The organism is Achromobacter sp. MYb9 (assembly GCF_002975275.1).
In the GTDB taxonomy this organism is placed as follows: domain Bacteria; phylum Pseudomonadota; class Gammaproteobacteria; order Burkholderiales; family Burkholderiaceae_B; genus Achromobacter.
Genome location: NZ_PCOQ01000032.1, coordinates 26,080 through 45,830, shown reverse-complemented (window position 1 = coordinate 45,830; position 19,751 = coordinate 26,080). Strand labels below are relative to the sequence as shown.

15 protein-coding genes are annotated in these 19,751 nt (G+C 66.8%); 8 read left to right on the top strand and 7 right to left on the bottom strand.

The features are described 5' to 3' along the window. Position 1 precedes the first annotated feature (1 nt). The 5 genes from CQ050_RS28150 (at position 2) to gspN (ending at position 4,154) form a co-directional block, all read left to right on the top strand. The gene (locus CQ050_RS28150; protein ID WP_369868969.1) at positions 2-628 is read left to right on the top strand and encodes a type II secretion system protein J; all 627 of its coding nucleotides are present in this window, start codon (positions 2-4) and stop codon (positions 626-628) included. Further along, the gene (gspK, locus tag CQ050_RS28145) at positions 625-1,578 is read left to right on the top strand and encodes a type II secretion system minor pseudopilin GspK (protein WP_105560125.1); all 954 of its coding nucleotides are present in this window, start codon (positions 625-627) and stop codon (positions 1,576-1,578) included. The genes CQ050_RS28150 and gspK overlap by 4 nt, the downstream gene beginning before the upstream one ends. Positions 1,579-1,819: 241 nt before the next feature. After that, positions 1,820-2,812 carry a type II secretion system protein GspL gene (gene gspL, locus CQ050_RS28140; RefSeq protein ID WP_105560124.1) on the top strand — a complete coding sequence of 331 codons (993 nt, stop codon included), beginning with the start codon at positions 1,820-1,822 and terminating at the stop codon, positions 2,810-2,812. Further along, a complete protein-coding gene (gene gspM / locus CQ050_RS28135) occupies positions 2,809-3,396 on the top strand; it encodes a type II secretion system protein GspM (protein ID WP_105560123.1) in 588 nt (195 codons plus the stop codon). Before gspL ends, gspM begins: the two co-directional genes overlap by 4 nt. Next, positions 3,396-4,154 (top strand): type II secretion system protein N, encoded by a 759-nt coding sequence (gene gspN / locus CQ050_RS28130; RefSeq protein WP_105560122.1) that lies wholly within the window; start codon positions 3,396-3,398, stop codon positions 4,152-4,154. Before gspM ends, gspN begins: the two co-directional genes overlap by 1 nt. Positions 4,155-4,255: 101 nt before the next feature. Here gspN and gspE read toward each other — a convergent pair whose 3' ends face one another. Both gspE and gspD read right to left on the bottom strand, forming a co-directional pair. Further along, a complete protein-coding gene (gene gspE / locus CQ050_RS28125) occupies positions 4,256-5,683 on the bottom strand; it encodes a type II secretion system ATPase GspE (protein ID WP_105560121.1) in 1,428 nt (475 codons plus the stop codon). After that, positions 5,680-8,067 carry a type II secretion system secretin GspD gene (gene gspD / locus CQ050_RS28120; protein ID WP_105560120.1) on the bottom strand — a complete coding sequence of 796 codons (2,388 nt, stop codon included), beginning with the start codon at positions 8,065-8,067 and terminating at the stop codon, positions 5,680-5,682. Before gspD ends, gspE begins: the two co-directional genes overlap by 4 nt. Before the next feature lie 177 nt (positions 8,068-8,244). Between gspD and gspF the strand changes: the two genes are divergently transcribed. Then, positions 8,245-9,450, top strand: coding sequence for a type II secretion system inner membrane protein GspF (gspF, locus tag CQ050_RS28115; protein ID WP_105560119.1), 1,206 nt, complete (start codon positions 8,245-8,247; stop codon positions 9,448-9,450). 156 nt (positions 9,451-9,606) lie between these two features. Here the strand turns inward: gspF and CQ050_RS28110 are convergent, their stop codons facing one another. The 3 genes from CQ050_RS28110 to CQ050_RS28100 form a co-directional block, all read right to left on the bottom strand. After that, the gene (locus CQ050_RS28110; RefSeq protein ID WP_006218942.1) at positions 9,607-9,945 is read right to left on the bottom strand and encodes a P-II family nitrogen regulator; all 339 of its coding nucleotides are present in this window, start codon (positions 9,943-9,945) and stop codon (positions 9,607-9,609) included. Between the two features lie 118 nt (positions 9,946-10,063). Beyond that, complete coding sequence (locus CQ050_RS28105; RefSeq protein WP_105560118.1) at positions 10,064-12,130, bottom strand: NAD(+) synthase; 2,067 nt, start codon at positions 12,128-12,130, stop codon at positions 10,064-10,066. Between the two features lie 76 nt (positions 12,131-12,206). Beyond that, complete coding sequence (locus tag CQ050_RS28100; RefSeq protein WP_105560117.1) at positions 12,207-13,571, bottom strand: mechanosensitive ion channel family protein; 1,365 nt, start codon at positions 13,569-13,571, stop codon at positions 12,207-12,209. 148 nt (positions 13,572-13,719) lie between these two features. Between CQ050_RS28100 and argH the strand changes: the two genes are divergently transcribed. Both argH and CQ050_RS28090 read left to right on the top strand, forming a co-directional pair. Next, positions 13,720-15,141 (top strand): argininosuccinate lyase, encoded by a 1,422-nt coding sequence (gene argH, locus CQ050_RS28095; RefSeq protein WP_105560116.1) that lies wholly within the window; start codon positions 13,720-13,722, stop codon positions 15,139-15,141. A gap of 219 nt (positions 15,142-15,360) precedes the next feature. Next, positions 15,361-17,376 carry a PEP/pyruvate-binding domain-containing protein gene (locus CQ050_RS28090; protein WP_105560115.1) on the top strand — a complete coding sequence of 672 codons (2,016 nt, stop codon included), beginning with the start codon at positions 15,361-15,363 and terminating at the stop codon, positions 17,374-17,376. A gap of 30 nt (positions 17,377-17,406) precedes the next feature. Here the strand turns inward: CQ050_RS28090 and CQ050_RS28085 are convergent, their stop codons facing one another. After that, positions 17,407-18,567, bottom strand: coding sequence for a CaiB/BaiF CoA-transferase family protein (locus tag CQ050_RS28085; protein ID WP_105560114.1), 1,161 nt, complete (start codon positions 18,565-18,567; stop codon positions 17,407-17,409). Between the two features lie 117 nt (positions 18,568-18,684). Then, a complete protein-coding gene (locus CQ050_RS28080) occupies positions 18,685-19,587 on the bottom strand; it encodes a LysR family transcriptional regulator (protein ID WP_105560138.1) in 903 nt (300 codons plus the stop codon). Positions 19,588-19,751: the final 164 nt, after the last annotated feature.

Below are 19,751 nucleotides of genomic sequence, written 5' to 3'. Positions count from 1 at the left end.
CATGCGTCCCGCATCGAACCGATCGTCCCCCGCCCGCGCAGCCCAGGCCGGCTTCACGCTGATCGAAGTACTGGTGGCCCTGGCATTGATGGCGCTGGTCAGCCTGATGGCGTGGCGCGGCCTGGCCAGCGTCTCCAGTGCGCGCGACTGGATCGAGCAGGAAGCCGAAGACACGGACGCCATCGTCCGCACCCTGGGCCAGATGGGGCGCGATGTTGAATTGTCGTATTCCGGACCCAGCTTCGATTCCGCAGGCAAGGACGCGTTGACATTGACGACGGGCCTGCGCCTGTTGCGCCGGACAAGCGGCGGCAACGCCCTGGAGCTGCTGCGCCCCGACCCTGACGGCAACGGCCTGTGGCAGCGCGTGCAATGGCAGGTGCGGGCAGACGGCTTGTGGCGCGCCAGCGGCCCGTCGGCGCCGCGCAGCCCGCTGCCCGCTGCGGTCGACGGTGTGCTGCTCTTGCCTGGCGTGCGGGTGCTGGGCGTGCGCGCCTGGGTCCCCGGCACGGGCTGGGTCGACGCCAATGCCAGCTTCGCCACCGCGCCGACCGGCATTGAAATCACGCTGGAACGCGGCGCGGCCAACGCCCCCCAGCGCTATATCCGCATCCTGGAGCTGCCATGACGGCCCGCCCTCCGGTCCGCGAACGCGGCGCGGCGGTCATCAGCGCGCTGATCATCGTCGCCATCGTGGCCGCGCTGACGACAAGCCTGTTCCAGCGCCAGACGGCCAGCACCCGCCGAGTGGAAAACGAACTGGCCCGCGTGCAGGCCCGCGTCATGCTCGCAGGCGGCATCGACTGGGCGCGCCTGGTCATCCGCGATCACGGCAAGCGCGAATCCACGACCCGCGGCGACCAGATCTGGGCAACGCCCGTGCTGGACACACGCATCGAACGGCCCGGCGACGATCGGGTCGCCGTATTCTCGGGACGCGTCCAGGACGAGCAAGGGAAATACAACCTGAGCAACCTGGCCCGCAACGGCGTGCCCCAACCCGAACAGGAAAAAGTGCTGCGCCGGCTATTGAACGTGCAGCAGCTGCCCGACAGCCTGGCCGGCCACATCATCGACCTCATCGCCGCCGCGCAGCCCCCGGCCTTGGCGGCCGACTCGCCGTCATCGTCGAACGGCCAACGCGTCGCGGCGCCTGACGCGCGCGCGCCGCTGCCCCGAGGCGTGGACGAGATCGCCGCCCAGCTTGGGCTGGAACCGCCCGCGCGCAACGCCATGCGCCTCACGATGACCGTCTTGCCGGTGGCCACCAGCGTCAACGTCAACACCGCGCCCGCCGAGGTCATCGCCGCGTTGGTGCCCGGCCTGTCGCTCAGCCAGGCGCGGGCGATAACGGGCGAGCGGGACCGCGGCAACTGGTTCAACAACACCGGCGACTTCGCCAACCGGCTGACCGGCACCGGCGTGGACACGCCCGCGCCCACCGTTACGACCGCCAGCGGCTGGTTCATGGCCAGCGGCACCGTGGTCTACGAACGGGCCCGGGTTTCCATGCAAGCCCTGGTACGCAGTGCCCCGCCAGCCGCGCCCGACACGATATGGACACGAGAACTTCCTTGAATAATGCCCCCACGCTACACCCGCTTCGCGGACTTGCTGCCCCCCAGGGGGGCCTTTTCATCTTGGGGACGGCCCCGCTGAATAATGCCCCCACGCTACATCCGCTTCGCGGACTTGCTGCCCCCCAGGGGGGCCTTTTCATCTTGGGGACGGCCCCGCTGAATAATGCCCCCACGCTACATCCGCTTCGCGGACTTGCTGCCCCCCAGGGGGGCCTTTTCATCTTGGGGACGGCCCCGCGATGAAAAACTCCCTGCGTATCGCGCTACCTGCCCTGGATGAATTCAGCGCGGGTTCGCCGTTGCCCTATGCGTGGTTCGACCGGCGTGGGCGTTGCGCGCAGCAAGGCGAAATGACCTTGCAGGCGCTGGGCAACGCCTATCCGAATGCCGCGTGCGAAGCGGTGCTGCATCCCGGGGACGTCATCGCCACCACGGTGCAGATTCCCGCCGTCGCCCGCGCGCGCATGGCCGCCGCGGTCCATAGCGCCCTGGAACCGCTGGTGCTAAGCGATCTGGATGCGCTTGCGATCGGCTATGGCCCGCGCGGCGCGGATGGCAAGGTGCCGTTGGCCTGGGCGCCGCGCGAACCCGTGCGCCGGGCCTGGGGCCTGTTGAATGCGCAAGGCTTGCGCGCGCATGCGCTCATCGCCCCGCAGACGCTGGCGCCCGCCTCGGATGCCCCTTTGCGAGACCCGGCGGATCCGCGTTGGCAGGCGGCATCGCCGTCGTGGTCGCTGGCGATGCCGCAATTGGCCCCCGCCCGTGTCTCGCGCTGGCGTCCCGTCTGGCGTTGGGGCGCGGCGGCAGCCGTGGTCTGGATCGCAGGCCTGAACATCCATGCGGCGCAATTGAGCGCCGAAGCCGACGCATTGAAGAACGGCATGCGCCAGCAGGTGCTGGCCGCCTTCCCCGACCTGCCCGTGGTGCTGGACCCGGCGCGGCAGGCCCAACAAGGCCTGGACGCGCTGCTGGCCAACCGGGGCTCGGCCAGCGCGGCGGACTTCCTGCCACTGGCCCGCGCCGCCGCGCAGACGCTGCCCTTCGCGGCCGACAAGGTCGCACGCCTGAGCTATGCCGACCAGGCGCTGACCCTGCAACTGGCCGATGCCGGCGAACAAGCCCAACGCGTCGCGGAAACCCCGGCGCTGATCCAGCAGGCCGCCGCATTGGGCCTGAAACTGGAACGCAGCGACACCGACAACACCTGGCGCATCCTGCGCAAGCAACCATGACCCTGAACCAACGCCTGCAACACGCCTGGCAATCCATCCGCAAACCCGTGGACCCGGCGCTGGCCCGCGCGCGCCAGCGCTACGCGGCGCTGGCGCCGCGCGAACGCCGGCTGGTCACCGGCGCAGCCGCGCTGTTAGGCGCGGCCATTGTCTTCGTCGTCTTCATCGAGCCGCCTTTGAACACCGTCCGCAAGCTGCAAGCGGAATTGCCCGCGCTGCGCACCCAGGCCGCCAGCGTCGCCGACCTGACATCGCAGGCGCGGTCGTTGCGCCAACGCTCGGCTGCCCCGGCCGCCAGCATGCCTACCCCGGCGGAATTGGGCGCCAGCCTGGAACGCGGCGGCCTGCCGGCGGGCATGTGGACGCTGGGCCAACCGGAATCCGGCAGCGGTGTACGGCTGGAACTGAACCAGGCGCCATCATCGGCGCTGCTGCGCTGGCTGGAAGGGGCGGGCCGCGATTGGGGCCTGGCCACGCAAAAGGTCGAACTGACCCGCGCCGCCAACCCCAACGGCCGGCCACTGCCCGGTCTGGTCAACGGCCAGGTGACGCTGGCCCTGCCGGACAAGGCGGGGCCCCGCTGATGCCGCTGCCCCGTATCAACAAACGCGCTGCCGCCCTGCTGCTGGCCAGCGGTGCCTGTGCGCTGGCCGCCGCCATCAGCGTGCTGCCGGCGCGCTGGTTGCTGGCCCTGCAGCCCGACCCTTCGTTGGTGACGCTGGCCGACGCCAGCGGCACCCTATGGCAAGGCAGCGCCTGGATCGCGCTAGGCGCACCGGGATCGCGGCGCGTTTTGCCGCAAGCCGTGCAATGGCGATGGCGCTGGGACACGATGGCTCTGGAGGTCTCGCATCCGTGGCTGCAAGGCCCGCTGCGCGCCCGCGTGGGCTGGACCGGCATCTCATTGCCGGCGCAGTCCCTGCGCGTGCCGGCGTCCGTCTTGCCCGCCCTGGGCGCGCCGTGGAACACGTTGGCGCCCGAAGGCATGCTCGAGATAAGCTGGCAGGCATTGCGCCTGGGCGGCCCCCTGCCGTCCGGTCCGATCGCCGATTTGCGCTGGCGCAATGCCGGTACGGCCTTGACCTCCGTTGCGCCGGTGGGCACCTACCTGCTGCGGCTGCAAGGCACCGGCAAACCGGGCGCCGCCCTTCTCCTCAGCACCGAAAACGGCGTGCTGGCAGTGTCCGGACAGGGCAGCGTGACGGCGCGCGGCGTCAATTTCGAAGGCCAGGCCACGTTCGCGCCTTCGGCGACGCAAGCGCAACGCGCCGCCCTGGACGGACTGATGTCCACCCTGGGGCGGCGCACTAAGGATACGGTGGTGTTCGGCACCGGCAAGTAGCGTCGACCGGCGCCTGGCCGCGCGCGTGGCGCGGGCGCCAGAGGCTCCAGATCCCGGGCGCCGACTTGCCGCCGGCGCCACCCGCTACGCCATGCCAGACATCATGCGTCGCGCGTCACGCGCACGATTTCCTCGGGCGCCGTCTGCCCCCCATCCACCCAGCGCTGGCCGTCCTGCCGCATGGTGCGCATGCCCGCCGCCACCGCGGCCAGGCGCAATTCGCGTTCGTCGCGCCCCTCGTGGATCAGGCGCCGGGCCTCGTCGTCCACCGTGAACAGCTCGTGGATGCCCGAACGCCCGCTGTAGCCCGTATGGTTGCAGGCCGGACATCCGACCGGGTGGAACACCTGTTTGCCATCCAGCATGGCGGGCTTCTTGCATTCCGGACACAGCTTGCGCACCAGACGTTGCGCCAGCACGCCAAGCAGCGACGACGCCAGCAGGAAGGGTTCGACGCCCATGTCCGTCAGGCGCGTCACCGCCGACACGGCATCGTTGGTGTGCAGCGTGGCCAGCACCAGATGGCCCGTCAGCGACGCCTGCACGGCAATCTGCGCCGTCTCAAGATCGCGGATCTCGCCAATCATGATCACGTCGGGATCCTGGCGCAGGATGGCGCGCAACGCCAGCGCGAAACTCATGTCTATCTTGGCGTTGACCTGGGTCTGGCTGATGCCGTTAAGGTCGTACTCAATCGGGTCTTCGACCGTCAGGATGTTGCTGGTGGCGGCGTCCAGCCGACTCAGCGCGGCGTAAAGCGTGGTGGTCTTGCCGCTGCCTGTCGGGCCGGTCACCAGCACGATGCCGTGCGGCTGGCGGATCAGGCGATCCAGTTGGGCCAGCACCTCGGGGCACATGCCCAGCCGCTCCAGCTGCAGCCGCCCCGCCTCCTTGTCCAGCAGGCGCAGCACGGCGCGTTCGCCATGCCCGGTCGGCAACGTGGATACCCGCACGTCGATCGGCCTTCCCCCCACGCGCAGCGCGATGCGGCCGTCCTGCGGCAAGCGCTTTTCGGCGATGTCCAGATGCGCCATGATCTTGATGCGCGAAATCAGCGCGGCGTGCAACGCCTTGCGTGGCGACACCACGTCACGCAAGGTGCCGTCCACGCGGTAGCGCACCACCGAATGCGTCTCGAAAGGCTCGATATGGATATCGCTGGCGCCATCGCGCGCCGCTTGCGCGAACAGCGCGTTGATCATGCGGATCACGGGCGCGTCGTCTTGCGCTTCCAGCAGGTCCGCCACTTCCGGCATGTCCTGCAGCAGCCGGTCCAGGTCGATCTCGTTCTCGGCCACGCCCATGACGGATGCGGCGTCCTCGGAATGGCTGTAGGCCGCCGTCAGCAAGGTTTCCAGCGCTTCGTCGGCCACCTGCGTCAAGGCGATATCGCCGTGGCACCGCCGGATCTCGCGCACCGCCCATTCCGGGGTACGCGGGCTGACCGTCAACTGCACCTGCCCCGCGCGCAGTGACAGCACGGCGCGCTGCGCGCGCGCCCAGGCATAGGGCAAGGGATGCGCGCTCATAGCAGCGACTCGGGGTCCACTGCCACGCCCATTGTGATCGACCGCGACACCCGAAACGCCGTCGATGCATCGCGCTGGGGCGCCATGCCCGGAACCTGCCGGACGGCAAAGGATTCAACGGTGGCGGGCGGCGGGCGGCGCATCGTGGCCGCCTGCTGTTCGGGCCGCAGGTCGTAAGCATTGTTCGACACCGACGGCGGGGAGCCCGCCGCAGGCAGCATCGGCGCCTGCATGTCCGGCAGCGCCCAATGATTGGCAGGCTGCGCCACACCTTGCGCGCGGCGCATGTAGTCGTAGCGGTCCATGGTGACGCTGGCGCTGCGGTTCGAATCGCGCACGACATAGGGCCGCAGGAAGACCATCAGGTTGGTCTTGGTGCGTGTGCGCGAATCGTAGCGAAACAGCGAACCGATCACGGGCAGCGAACTCAGGCCCGGCACGGCGTTGGTGGTCAGCGTTACGTTATCTTCCAGCAGGCCGCCCAGCACGATGATCTGGCCGTCGTCGATCAGCACGCTGGTGTCAATGGCACGCTTGTTGGTCACGATGCCGGTGGTGGAGTTCGAACGGCTTTCGTCGATGCTGCTGACTTCCTGATAGATGTCCAGCTTGACCGCGCCGCCCTCCGATATCTGCGGCCGGATGTTCAGCTTCAGGCCGACATCCTCGCGTTCGATCGTCTGGAACGGATTGGAACTGCCGTTGCTGCCCGAGGTCACGTATTGGCCCGTCACGAACGGCACGGTCTTGCCCACGAGGATGCTGGCGGACTGGTTGTCCAGCGTCAGCAGGTTCGGCGTGGACAGGATGTTGGCTTCGCCCGAATTCTGCATGGCGCGCGCCAGCACGCCCAGGTTGATGACCTCGTTGCCCAACACGTCCACGGTGCCCTTCACCACGCCCAGGCTCAAGCCGCCGCCCAGCGCGTCGATGGACGTCGGGCCCGAACCGGTGATGCCGCTGCCCCCCAGATTGGTGCCACCGATGAAGCTGGTGCCGCCGCTGTTGATGTTGCCCGCGCCCGTCATCCACTGGATGCCGAATTCCGCCGCTTTCTGTTCGCTGACTTCGACGATCAGGCTTTCCACCAGCACTTGCGCACGCCGCTGGTCCAGTTGGTCGATCACTTCACGCAGGCTGCGATACAGCGGTTCCGGCGCTGAAATGATCAGCGAGTTGGTCGCTGGATCCGCCTGGATGGTGGCGCCGCCTGCGGAATACGAGACCGCCTGCGTGCTGTTGTCTTCGCGGGCGATGCGCTCCTGCTCGCCCGACAAGCCCCCCTTGGACGATCCCGACATGCCCTGCCCCATCTGGCTGCCGGCGTTGGCCGCGGTGTTCTGCGGGCGGGCGCCGCCTTGGGCTGCGCCCGTGGGCCCCGACGCGCCGCCGGCGGCGCCATTGGCGCCATTGGCGCCCGGCGCGGCATTCGCCTGGCCGGTCAACAAGCCGCCCAGCACTTCGGCGATGCGCGTGGCCTGCGCGTTACGCATGTAGACCACATGCAGATTGCCGGCCCGATTCTGCTGTGCGTCCAGTTTCAGAATCAGATCGCGGGCGAGCCGCGTGCGCGCCGGGCTGCCGGAACGCACCAGCACGCTGTTGCTGCGCGGATCCGCCACGACGGCAATGCGCTGCGTGGGGTCGCTGCTTTGCGTATCCAGCAACTGCGACGCCAGGATGGCGATGTCGGTCGCGATGCCCGACCGCACGGGCACCACGTCCGTGTCGATTGAACTGGGCACGTCGATGCGCGCGATGACTTGCGCGATTCGTTCCAGGTTGTCCGCGTAGTCCGTCACCACCAGCGTGTTGTTGCCGGGGTAGGCGTTGATGGGGTTGTTCGGCGGCACCATGGGGCGCAGCACCGGCACCAGGTTCGCGGCGTTCTCGTATTTCAACGGGAACACGCGAGTCAGCATTTCGCCGCTGCTGCTGCCTTTGGCGAACGCCGCCACCGGCACCGGCCCGCGTGCCGCACCGCCGGCAGGCGCGCCCGGCGCGGGCGCAGCGGGCCGTGTGTTGCCCACGACTGCGCTGCCTTGCAGCTTGGCGTCGGCCTCGGGAACCACGCGCGTCACGCCATCGACATCGACGATCGCGAACCCCTGCAAGCGCAGCGCGCCCGTCAGCATGGCCAGCGCCTGTCCGCTATCGACGGGCCGGTCCGACACCAGCGTGAGCTTTCCCTTGACGCGAGGATCCACCAGAAAATTCCGATGCGTGAACAGCGACAGCGCGCGCAACACGGCGGGAATATCGGTGTCGACGAAATTCAGGCTGACACGGTTGTCTGCCTGTTGGGCGTGGGCCGTGCCGAGTGCCGGTCCGATTTGGCTTGCTGCGAGCAAGACCGCAAGGCTGAACTGCGCGAGATGACGCATGACGAGATAGGTGCCTGAGACGTGAAATCGTGTGAAAAAACGTGAAAGCGCGTCGGAGTATACGGGGTGACAGTGCAACACTACGGTCATATTTGACATGCAACATACTGGCTGGAAACCCTTTAAATTCGGGGCTCTTGCACGTTTCGCATTCGTGTGTGGCCCCTGCCTTTCACTATGCCTTCCTTCCGTTACGAAGCCACCGACGCGCTTGGAAAAATCGTGCGCGGCACGATCGATGCCGACTCCGAGCGCGGGGCCCGCAACCAGTTGCGTGGCCGTGGGCTGTTGCCGTTGTCGACGTCACTGGCGGCGCGTGCGCAAGGGTTGGGCGCCAGCCTGCGCGCCCGTCTGTCCGACGCCGACCTGGCGTGGCTGACGCGTCAGCTGGCCAGCCTGCTGGCCGCGCGGCTGCCGTTGGATGCCGCGCTGTCCGCAACGCTGGAGCAGGCCGAAAAGAAGCACATTGCCGCCACGCTGGGCGGCGTGCGCGATGACGTGCGCGCCGGCCACCGGCTGTCGACCGCGTTGGCGGCGCGACCGCGCGACTTCCCCGAGATCTACCGCGCGCTGATCGGCGCGGGCGAAGAGTCCGGCGATCTGGCGCAGGTCATGGAAAAGTTGGCGGACTACATCGAAGAACGCAACACGTTGCGCAGCAAGGTGATGACGGCGTTCATCTACCCTGCGGTCGTGGGCAGCGTGTCGGTCATCATCGTGATCTTCCTGCTGGGCTATGTGGTGCCGCAGGTGGTGTCGGCCTTCAACCACGCCAAGCAGCAGCTTCCGTTGCTGACCCGCGTGATGCTGGGCTTGTCCGACTATGTGCGCGAATGGGGCATGGCGACAGGCGTGGCGCTGGTGGTGCTGATCGCGTTGTGGCGCTATACCTTGCGGGCGCCGGCGGCGCGGCGCGCGTGGCACGCGCGTGTGTTGCGGCTGCCGCTGGCGGGACGTTTCGTGCTGGGGGTGAACGCGGCGCGCTTCGCGTCCACGCTGGCGATTCTGTGCGGCAGCGGCGTGGCCTTGCTGACCGCGCTGGATGCCGCCCGCCGCACATTAAGCAACGACGTGCTGCGCCAGGCCGTGGACGAAGCGTCGGCGCGCGTGCGCGAAGGCGCGGCCCTGTCGGCGTCGCTGGGCGCGCAAAAAGTGTTTCCGTCGCTACTGGTGCACCTGATCGCCAGCGGCGAAAAGACCGGCCGCCTGCCCGAGTTGCTGGATCGCGGCGCGCAGAACCTGTCGCGCGACCTGGAACGGCGCGCGATGGCGATGACGGCGTTGCTGGAACCGGCGCTGATCCTGCTGATGGGGGGATTCGTGCTGCTGATCGTGCTGGCGGTGATGATGCCGATTCTTGAGATGAACCAGCTGATCCGCTAAGGGAGTTCCGCGCTTCAACCTATGTGCGCCGGCCCGGACAAGATTGCCCTGAAGAGATTGCCCCGAAGAGACAGCCCTGAAGACGGCTGCACCAAAAAGGGCCGTCCCGCGTTGGGACAGCCCTGGTGTAATTGCTGCCTTATCGACAGGCGGGGCTCACAACGCCTCTTCGTCGCTTTCGCCGGTGCGGATGCGAATGGCTTGTTCGACCGGGCTGACGAAAATCTTGCCGTCGCCGATCTTGCCGGTGCGCGCAGCCTTGACCACGGCTTCGATGGCGGCTTCCACCTGATCATCGGGCAGCACGACTTCAACGCGGATCTTGGGCAGGAAGTCCACGACGTATTCCGCGCCACGATAGAGTTCGGTATGGCCTTTTTGACGGCCAAAACCCTTGACCTCGGTCACGGTCAAGCCGCTGACGCCGACTTCGGCCAGCGCTTCGCGGACTTCGTCGAGCTTGAAGGGTTTGATGATGGCGGTGACTTGTTTCACGTTGGTCGTCCTGGGTTTTTGATCTGTTGCGGCGCCCTGCCGTACCGTCCCGGCAGGCAAGGCGCAATGAATAAGAGAATACCACCGGCGTCGCGCCGCAGTAGCGGGAGAACCCGTATCAGGCGTCCGGGGCCGCGTCCGGAATGCGCTCGGCGTCGCGCAGCCACACCACCGACTCGGAATCGCTGGGCGCCCGCCAGTCGCCGCGCGGCGACAGCGAACCGCCCGACCCGACCTTGGGCGCGTTCGGCACGCAGGTGCGCTTGAACTGGCTTGTGCGGAAAAACCGGTCCAGGAAGATCTTCAGGTTGCGCTTGATGGCGGCCAGATCGTACTGGTTGCGGACCACATGGCCGGCGTCGGGCCAGGCGCCGGCATCGCGGTCGCGCCAGGCCGCCAGCGACAGGAACGCCACCTTCGTCGGCGCGAAACCGTAGCGCAGCGTGTAATACAGGTTGAAGTCCTGCAGCTCGTAAGGGCCGATGGACGCTTCGCTTTTCTGCACCGGCTTGTCGTCGTCGCCCCCAGGCACCAATTCAGGGCTGACGTCCGTGCCCAGCACGTCCAGCAGCACCTCGGCGCCCTCGCCGCCCAGGCGGCCGGACTCGGCCACCCAGCGCACCAGATGCGTGATCAGCGTCTTCGGCACGCTGGCATTGACGCTGTAGTGCGACATGTGGTCGCCCACGCCGTACGTGCACCAGCCTAGTGCAAGTTCGCTCAGGTCGCCCGTGCCGATGACGATGGCGTTGCTGAAGTTGGCCAGGCGGAACAGATGGTTGGTGCGCTCGCCTGCCTGCACGTTCTCGAACGTGATGTCGTAGACCGGTTTGCCTTCCGCATAGGGGTGGCCCAGGTCTTTCAGCATCTGCAGGCAGCTGGGGCGGATGTCGATTTCGGAAGCCGTGCAGCCCACCACGGCCATCAGCCGGCGCGCCTGCTGCAGCGTGCGGGTGCTGGTGGCGAAGCCCGGCATGGTGACGGCCAGAATGTTCGACCGCGGCAAGCCCAGCGTATCCATGGCCTGGGCGCATACCAGCAAGGCATGGGTGGAATCCAGCCCGCCGGAAATGCCGATGACGACCTTCGACATCTTGCTGGCCGACAGACGCTGCGCCAGCGCCTGCACCTGGATGTTGTAGACCTCTTTGCAGCGGGCGTCCCGGCGCTGCGGATCGGCTGGCACATAGGGGAAACGCGCCACGCGGCGCTCAAGAGGCAATTCGGCGTCGTCCAACGGCGGGTTCACCGGCACCGGCACGGTGCGGAACCGGCGCACCTCGTTCTGGTGGCGGCGGACCGACTGGCCAAACGTGGTCTGGCGCATGCGCTCGCGCGACAGGCGGTCCAGGTCCACGTCCGAGAAAAGCAGGTGGGAATGGTTCAGGAAACGTTCGGATTCGCCCAGCAGTTCGCCGTTTTCGTAAATCAGCGCCTGGCCGTCCCAAGCCAGGTCGGTGGACGATTCGCCACGCCCCGCCGACGTGTACATATAGGCTGACAGGCAACGGGCCGACTGCTGCGCCACCAATTGGTGCCGGTATTCCGACTTGCCGACGACGATGTTCGAGGCGGACAGGTTCACCAGCACGGTGGCGCCGGCCAGCGCGGCGAACGAGGACGGCGGGATGGGCACCCAGACGTCTTCGCAGATTTCAACGTGGAACTGGAACAGCGGCAGCTTTTCCATCTGGAAGAGCTGCTCGGGCCCGAAAGGCACCGTTTCGCCCAGCAGCCGGATTTCGGTCGCGGCGGCGCAATCGGCGGCGCTGAACTGGCGGGCTTCATAGAATTCGCCATAGTTGGGCAGGTAGCTCTTGGGCACCACGCCCAGCACGCGTCCGCCCGCGGCCACCACCGCGCAATTGAACAACTGGTGCGAAACGCGCAACGGCGCGCCGACGATGACGGCAATATCCAGTTCGGCCGTGGCTTGCACCACCTGGGCCACCGCCGCCTCGCATTCGTCCAGCAAGGCCTTCTGGTGGAACAGGTCGTCGCAGGTATAGGCCGACAGGCCAAGTTCGGGAAACGCCACCAGCACGGCGCCGCCCTGGGCGGCCTGCTGCGCCAGCTCGATGGTTTGCGCGGCGTTGAATGCCGGATCGGCGACCCGGCATTCGGGCACGCCGACCGCCACCCGGGCGAAGCCGTGGGAATACAGGTTGAAGAACGGGTTCGACATCGGGGTGATCGCCTGGGTCAATGATGACTAAGTTCCAACCGCCCCATTATCTCACGGCGCTTCCAGGCGCCGCCGCCTAGCGGGGCATTTTGCCGTCGGTCAGCCCGCGCTCGAGCGGCATGGCGTCCATCGGCGGGGCCAGGGCCTGCCGGTCGCGCTCGCCCGCCAAGGCGGCTTGAACGGCACCCTCGCGCAAATAGCTGCCCATTGCGCCGATATCGGCGCCGGACGGCTGCTGGTACAGGCGCAGACCCAGTTCCGGCAGGATGGCCAGCAGGTGGTCGAAGATATCGCCCTGAATCCGCTCGTACTCCACCCACGCCGTCACCGCCGTGAAGCAATAGACCTCGACCGGGATGCCGTCCGACGTGGGTTCCATCATGCGGACCATCATCGCCATGTCCTGGCGGACTTCATTGTTCTGTTTCAGGAACGCCAGTCCATAGGCGCGGAACGTGCCGATGTTGGTCAGGCGCCGACGGTTTGCCGGCACGCTGGCCAGCTCGCCCATCGTCTGGTTCGCCTGAGCGATGTCCTGGGTCTTGGCTTGAAGATAGTCGTGCAGCAGGCGAAAACGCATCAGCCGCTGGGCTTCGTCGTCGGTCAGGAAGCGCACGCTGGAAGCATCGATCCGCAGGGTGCGCTTGATGCGCCGGCCGCCGGATTCGAACATGTGGCGGTAGTTGCGGTAGCTTTCCGAAAAAAGCTTGTAGGTCGGCACCGTGGTGACGGTGTTGTCCCAGTTCTGCACCTTGACGGTATGCAGCGCGATGTCCTTGACGAAGCCGTCGGCGTTCGATTGCGGCATTTCGATCCAGTCGCCGATGCGCAGCATATCGTTGCTGGTCAGCTGCGTGCTGGCCACCAGCGACAGCAGCGTGTCCTTGAACACCAGCAACAACACCGCCGACAACGCCCCCAGGCCCGAGATCATCCACAGCGGCGAGCGGTCGATCAGGATGGAAAGCACCAAAACGGTGCATACCGCCATCAGGATCAGCTTGCCGATCTGGATATAGCCCTTGATGGACCGGGTTTGCGCCCGCGTCGTGGCTGAATAGGTGTCCTGCCAGGCGCTCAACACGCCCGAGAATGCGACGAACACGCAGATCCAGGCGCCCGCATGCGCCAGCCGGCCGACGATGGTCACCGCCTTTTCCACGTGAGGCACCAGGTCGATGCCCAGCGACACCACCGCGAAAGGCACCGCGTACCAAAGGTTCTGATAGGCGCGGCGGCGCTGCAGGGCCTGGTCCCAGTCTCCACGGCCGCTCAGCACCAGCACGCGGTGCGCCAACAGCAGCACCACCCGGGCGACGACCCATTGGACGAACAGCGCCGTCAGAATCAGCACGCCGATGCCGACCAGCGTCTGCGCCCAGGCCTCGCGCGGCATGTGGGTATCAAGTTGGGTAACCAGTTCTTCCCATTCCAGGGGCATATGTCGTGTACTCGCTTTAAGTTCTTGAAACTGACTGTGGATTATCCGACAAGTCGCGCCGGGCCGAGGTCCCGGCACGGCGATATGAGGGCCATGCTACCCCGGCGCGTGCGCCGCATCGGCGGCAGGCCCTATAATTCCGCCCATCATGGCAAACACTCCCTCCTCCGATCAAAACCAGTTCGCCAATAAGGCGCAGGCCTGGTCCGCCCGGTTCTCGGAACCGGTTTCCGAACTTGTAAAGCGCTACACGGCGTCCGTGGATTTCGACAAGCGCCTGGCGCGCCACGACATCCAGGGCTCGCTCGCGCATGCCGACATGCTGGCCGCCCAGGGCATCATCGGCGCCCAGGATCTGGCCGACATCCAGCGCGGCATGACGCAGATCCTGTCCGAAATCGATGCCGGCAGCTTCCAATGGCTGCTGGATCTGGAAGACGTGCACCTGAACATCGAGAAGCGTCTGGTGGAACTGGTGGGCGATGCGGGCAAGCGCCTGCACACCGGCCGTTCCCGCAACGACCAGGTCGCCACCGACATCCGCCTGTGGCTGCGCGACGAAATCGACAACCTGCAAGACCTGCTGCGCCAGCTGCGTCACGCGCTGGCCGCGGTCGCGCTGGACAACGCCGGCACCATCATGCCGGGCTTCACCCACCTGCAAGTCGCCCAGCCCGTCACGTTCGGCCACCATCTGCTGGCCTACGCTGAAATGTTCGGCCGCGACGCCGAACGCCTGGCCGACTGCCGCCGCCGCGTGAACCGCCTGCCCCTGGGCGCCGCCGCGCTGGCCGGCACGTCGTTCCCCATCGACCGTGAACGCGTGGCCAAGACGCTGGGCTTTGACGGCGTGTGCCGCAATTCGCTGGACGCAGTATCCGACCGCGACTTCGCCATCGAATTCTGCGCCGCTGGCGCGCTGATCATGACGCACGTGTCGCGCCTGTCCGAAGAGCTGGTGCTGTGGATGAGCCCGCGCGTGGGCTTCATCGACCTGGCCGACCGCTTCTGCACCGGCAGCTCGATCATGCCGCAAAAGAAAAACCCCGACGTGCCCGAACTTGCCCGTGGCAAGACCGGCCGCGTCAACGGCAACCTGGTCGCCCTGCTGACCCTGATGAAAGGCCAACCCCTGGCCTACAACAAGGACAACCAGGAAGACAAGGAAGGCTTGTTCGACACCGTGGACACCGTGCGCGACACGCTGACCATCTTCGCGGACATGGCTGCCGGCATCAAGGTCAAGGCCGACAACATGCGCGCCGCGGCGCTGCAGGGCTTTGCCACCGCCACCGACCTGGCCGACTACCTGGTCAAGCGCGGCGTGCCGTTCCGCGACGCGCACGAAGTGGTGGCCCACGCGGTGCGCGACTGCGAACAGCGCGGCTGCGACCTGGCTGACCTGTCCACCGACGAACTCAAGGCCTACCACGCCCAGATCGGCGACGACGTCCACCAAGTGCTGACGCTGGAAGGCTCGGTCGCCGCCCGCAAGCACATCGGCGGCACCGCCCCCGAACGCGTGGCCGAAGAAGCCAAGCGCATCCTGGCGGAAACGGCCGAAGGCTGATTCCGGCCCAGGCTGGCAAAAACAAGGCCCCCTTCTGGGGGCCTTGTTGCATTTGGGCGATGCCGTCGGCGGCCGGCCGTCCGCGTATCCCTGAAATTGGGCATTTGTAAGGCCAAAGGCCTTAACGACAATGACTGGACACATCTGGATACATTCTTCCGCGGCACCACGCGGGGGCTCCGATATCATCGCAACTCCCTGCGACCCGCCCGCCTTTTCATGCGCCCACCGCCTGCATCACATCGTCTTGGCCCACGCCGGCCCAGCCTGATTGTCCTGACCGCGTTCGGCCTCCTGGCCGCCAGCATCAGCGCCGCGCCGCACGCGCAAACCGCCCGCAAGCCCTCCCCCTACGAGAACGCCCGGCCCTTGCGCACCGACGAGATCGAAGCGCGCAAACCCGAGGACGCCAAGCGCGGCGGCCCCGCCTTCCTGGGCCAGATCCGCACCCCGGAGGAATTCCAGCAGTTGGCCCGCGTGTACAACCCGGGCACGCCGCTTGAGATTCCGCATGTGCTGTTCGTGATCGACCGCAAACATGGCGACCGCATCTATTACATCGATACGCCGCGCTACTCGCTGCACGAGAACTTCGCCCGCGAGCGTCGCCTGCTGCCCGACGCGGACAAAGCCACGCTGATCGCGCAATATAAAGATCCGCAACGCCGCCTGCTGTTCGGCACCCTGAGCTGGCAGCGCGACCTGCCCGGCTACACCTATGAGTTCTGGGAAGGCGACCGGCTGACGCCCGAACTGCTGGCCCTGACGGGCGAACGGCTGCGCGCCACCTTTTACGCGCCGCTTCGCTTCAAGGCGAACTCCACGATGCATGAGCAGACGGCGCAACGCGCCGGGCTGGATGTCGTGACCCAGGAGGCCTTGCTGCGCGAACAGACCTTCCTGCCGCTGAACACCGGACGCGCCCAGGGCCGCCTGCGCATCGTGGCCTCGGTGGAGGACACACCCGACCTGTCGCCGACCGACATCCTGGTGCTGGACGAAGTGCCCGTGGCGCTGCCCCCCGTGGCAGGCCTGATCACGCAGCGGCCCTCTACCCTGCTGTCGCACGTGAATCTGCTGGCCAAGGGCTGGCGCATTCCCAACGCCTATGTGCGAGACGGAGTCGCCGCGCTGCGCGACTACGACGGCCAATGGGTAGAGCTGAATGTCGCCAGCAACGGCTATCAGGTACGGCCCATCGCCAAGCCCGATGCGCCCGCCACGCCAGGCCCCAAGGCGGGCGGCCTGCCGCTGCCCAAGCCCGACCTGACCGTCAAGGCCATCAAGCCGCTGACTGGCATGTCGACCCGCGACAGCCGCCATTGCGGCGTCAAGGCGGCCAACCTGGGCGCGCTGAAATCGGCGTTGGCCCCGCTGGCCAGCGTGCCGGACGGCTTCTGCATCCCCTTCGCTCAATACGCCGCGTTCATGCAGCAGCTGCACCTGCCGCAACGCATCGCCGCGCTGGAGCAGCGGGCAGACTTCGCCAGCGACGCCAATGTCCGCCGCGCCGAGCTCGCCGCCTTGCGCCAGGACATCGTCAACGCCCAGCCCGACCCGGCGCTTGCCGCCACCTGGCGCGATCGCTGGCAAAAACAATTGCAGGGCCGCGGCGTATTCGTGCGCAGCTCGTCGAATTCCGAAGACCTGCCCGGGTTCAGCGGCGCGGGGCTCTACACCACGGTGCCCAACGTCACGCAAGCCGACGCGCTGCCCCGGGCGATCCAGACGGTGTGGGCGTCCATCTACAACTTCGAAGCCTACGAGGCCCGGCGCGCGGCAGGCATCGGCCAGGACGGCGTGGTGATGGCGGTGCTGGTTCAACAGGCGGCGGCCTCGGACAGTTCAGGCGTGATGATCACGCGCGATCCCTTCGACGCGTCGCGGCGCTACGTGACCTACATCTCGGCCAAACGCGGCCTGGGAATCAAAGTGGTGGAAGGCAAGCGCCAGGCAGAGCAACTGATGTATTCCAGCTGGTCCAAGGCCGTGCAGGTGCTAAGCCGGTCGGCCGAAGACACGCAACTGGTGCCAAACGCGGCGGGCGGCGTGCGCGAAGTGCCGATCGAAGGTTCGCGCCAGGTGCTGACCGACGCACTGGTCGCCCGGCTGGCCGCCGTGGGCAGCCAGATCAAGCTGCGTCTGGGCAACGTGGACCAGGACATCGAATGGGCCGTGCAGGGCGATAACATCATCGTCCTGCAATCCCGGCCGTATGTGGATGGCGGCAAGTAAAGGGGCGCCGCGGCCCACCGGCCAGCAGCGTCAAGCCGCCAGCGTGACGCCCAGCTCGGCCAGGATCGCCTGCGTGTGCTGGCCCAGCGCCGGGACGTCGCCCATGGCCGCCTCCACGCCCGACAACGTGGCGGGCGGCAGCAGTGCCCGGATCGGGCCCGCTGGCGTAGCGACGTCGCGCCACCGGTCGCGGGCGGCAAACTGGGGATGGTCCCAGACGTCGTGCATGGTGTTCAGCGCGGAATTGGCGATACCGGCGTCGTCCAGCCGGCGCAGCACTTCCTCGCGCGAGAGCGGCGCGAAGCATTCGGCGATACGGGCATCCAGCGCCTTGCGGTTGGAGACACGCAGGACGTTGGACGAAAAACGCCCGTCTTGCGCCAGGGCCGGGTCCTGCAGCACCCCCGCGCAGAAATGCGCCCATTCGCGTTCGTTCTGCAGGCCAAAAATAATGTCCTTCCCGTCGCCCGCCTGATACTGGCCGTAAGGGGCGATGGCGGGATGAGCCACACCGTTGCGCGCCGGCGGCGACCCGCCATAGCGGGCAGCATTCAAGGGGTACGACATCCATTCGGTCAGCGCCTCCAGCATGGTGACATCTACCCGCAGCCCCTTGCCTGTACGTGCGCGCTGCAACAGGGCCGTCAAGATGCCGGAGTACGCGTACATGCCTGCCGAGATATCGGCGATCGATATGCCGGTGCGCGCTGGCGCGTCAGGGGTGCCCGTCACCGAAATCAAGCCAGCCGCGGCCTGGATCAGCAGGTCGTAGGCCTTTTTCTCGCGAAAGGGGCCGCTGTCGCCATACCCCGAAACATCGCACACGATCAGGCGGGGAAAGTCGGCATGCAGGGTGGCGAAGTCCAACCCCTTGCGCTGCGCCGCCCCGGGAGCCAGGTTCTGGATGAAGACGTCGGCGTCGGCCAGCAACCGCTGCAGCACGGCGCGCTGGGCGCCCTGTTCGAGGTCCAGGCACAGGCTTTCCTTGCCCCGGTTGGCCCACACGAAAAATGAAGACTGTCCGTGTACCGACGCGTCGTAGCCGCGTGCGAAATCGCCCGTGCCGGGGCGTTCGATCTTGATCACACGGGCGCCAAGATCCGCCAATTGACGGCTGGCGAACGGCGCCGCCACGGCATGCTCAAGCGCGACGACCGTCATGCCGTCCAGGGGTTTCAAAGCTGCTGTCATATCGTCCTGCGCGTCCAAGGAAGCCAGCCCATGAGCCGGCCGGCAGTGCGAAAAAATTATAGGAACGCCCTGTGCGCCGCCGCCAGTCGATAATTTTTAACTGCGCTTCAAGATTCTCTAATCGCCAGCGTCGGCGGGGGTAAGCTCGGTGACATAGCCTACGAAATCGCGCGCGAAAACCGGCAATGCCTCCATGCTGCGCATCACCACGCGTTGTTCGCGCGCGGCCCAGGCCTCTTCGATTTCCACGCTTTCGACCTTGCCCTGCAAAAGCGCCGCCGCAGCAACCGAGCGCGGCACCAGCGAAATGCCCGCGCCCTCCTGCACGCACCGCAATACGGCATCGAAGTTGGGCGCATGCACGCGGACCCGCGGCTTGATGCCCAACTGCTCGGCCATCTGCTGCAGATAAAGAAAATTGCTGCTTTTTCGGCCGATCGCCACGATATCGTGCGCCAGCGCGGCCTCCAGCGACACGCGCAAGTGCAGGCCCAACGGATGGCGCGGCGGAATGATGAACAACAATTCGTCCTTGCCATAGGTGATGAATTCGAGGCCCCGCATCTCGATGGCGCCGGCCACCAGCCCCACATCCGCGTGCCCGTCCAGCACCGCCTTGACGGTTTCGGCGCTAAGGCGCTCTTCCAGGTCGATGTTGACGTTGGGATAGGCCGCCAGGAACCGGCTAAGCGCCGCTGGCAGGCTGCTCATCGTGCTGCTGTTGGCGAACACGCGGATATGCCCCTCGACACCATCCGTGTGCCGGCGCATTTCGCCCTGCAGGCGCTCGACATTGGCGAAGATGGTCTGCGCGTAGCGCAGCACGGTCATGCCGGCTGGCGTCAGCGACATGCCCTTCTGCGTGCGCACGAACAGCGGAACCCCCATCGCCTGTTCCAGGTTCTTCAGCCGATAACTGGCCGACGGCGCCGTCAGATGCAGGTCGGACGCGCCGCCCGTCAGGCTCTTGGCCTCGGCAATGGCCATGAAAACACGCAGGTCGGTCAATTCGTATCGCAACGCCATCACCCCATAACCTCCGCCATGCCGGCAAGGAAACCCGCTGTTAGAAAGGTTCTAAGTCGACGAAAAAACATTCGACTATTCGCCCCGGATCATCGTCTTTATATTTTGCCGAAACCAGGGAACAAACCCGAAGCCGCCATCTGCCGGACCTTCCCGGC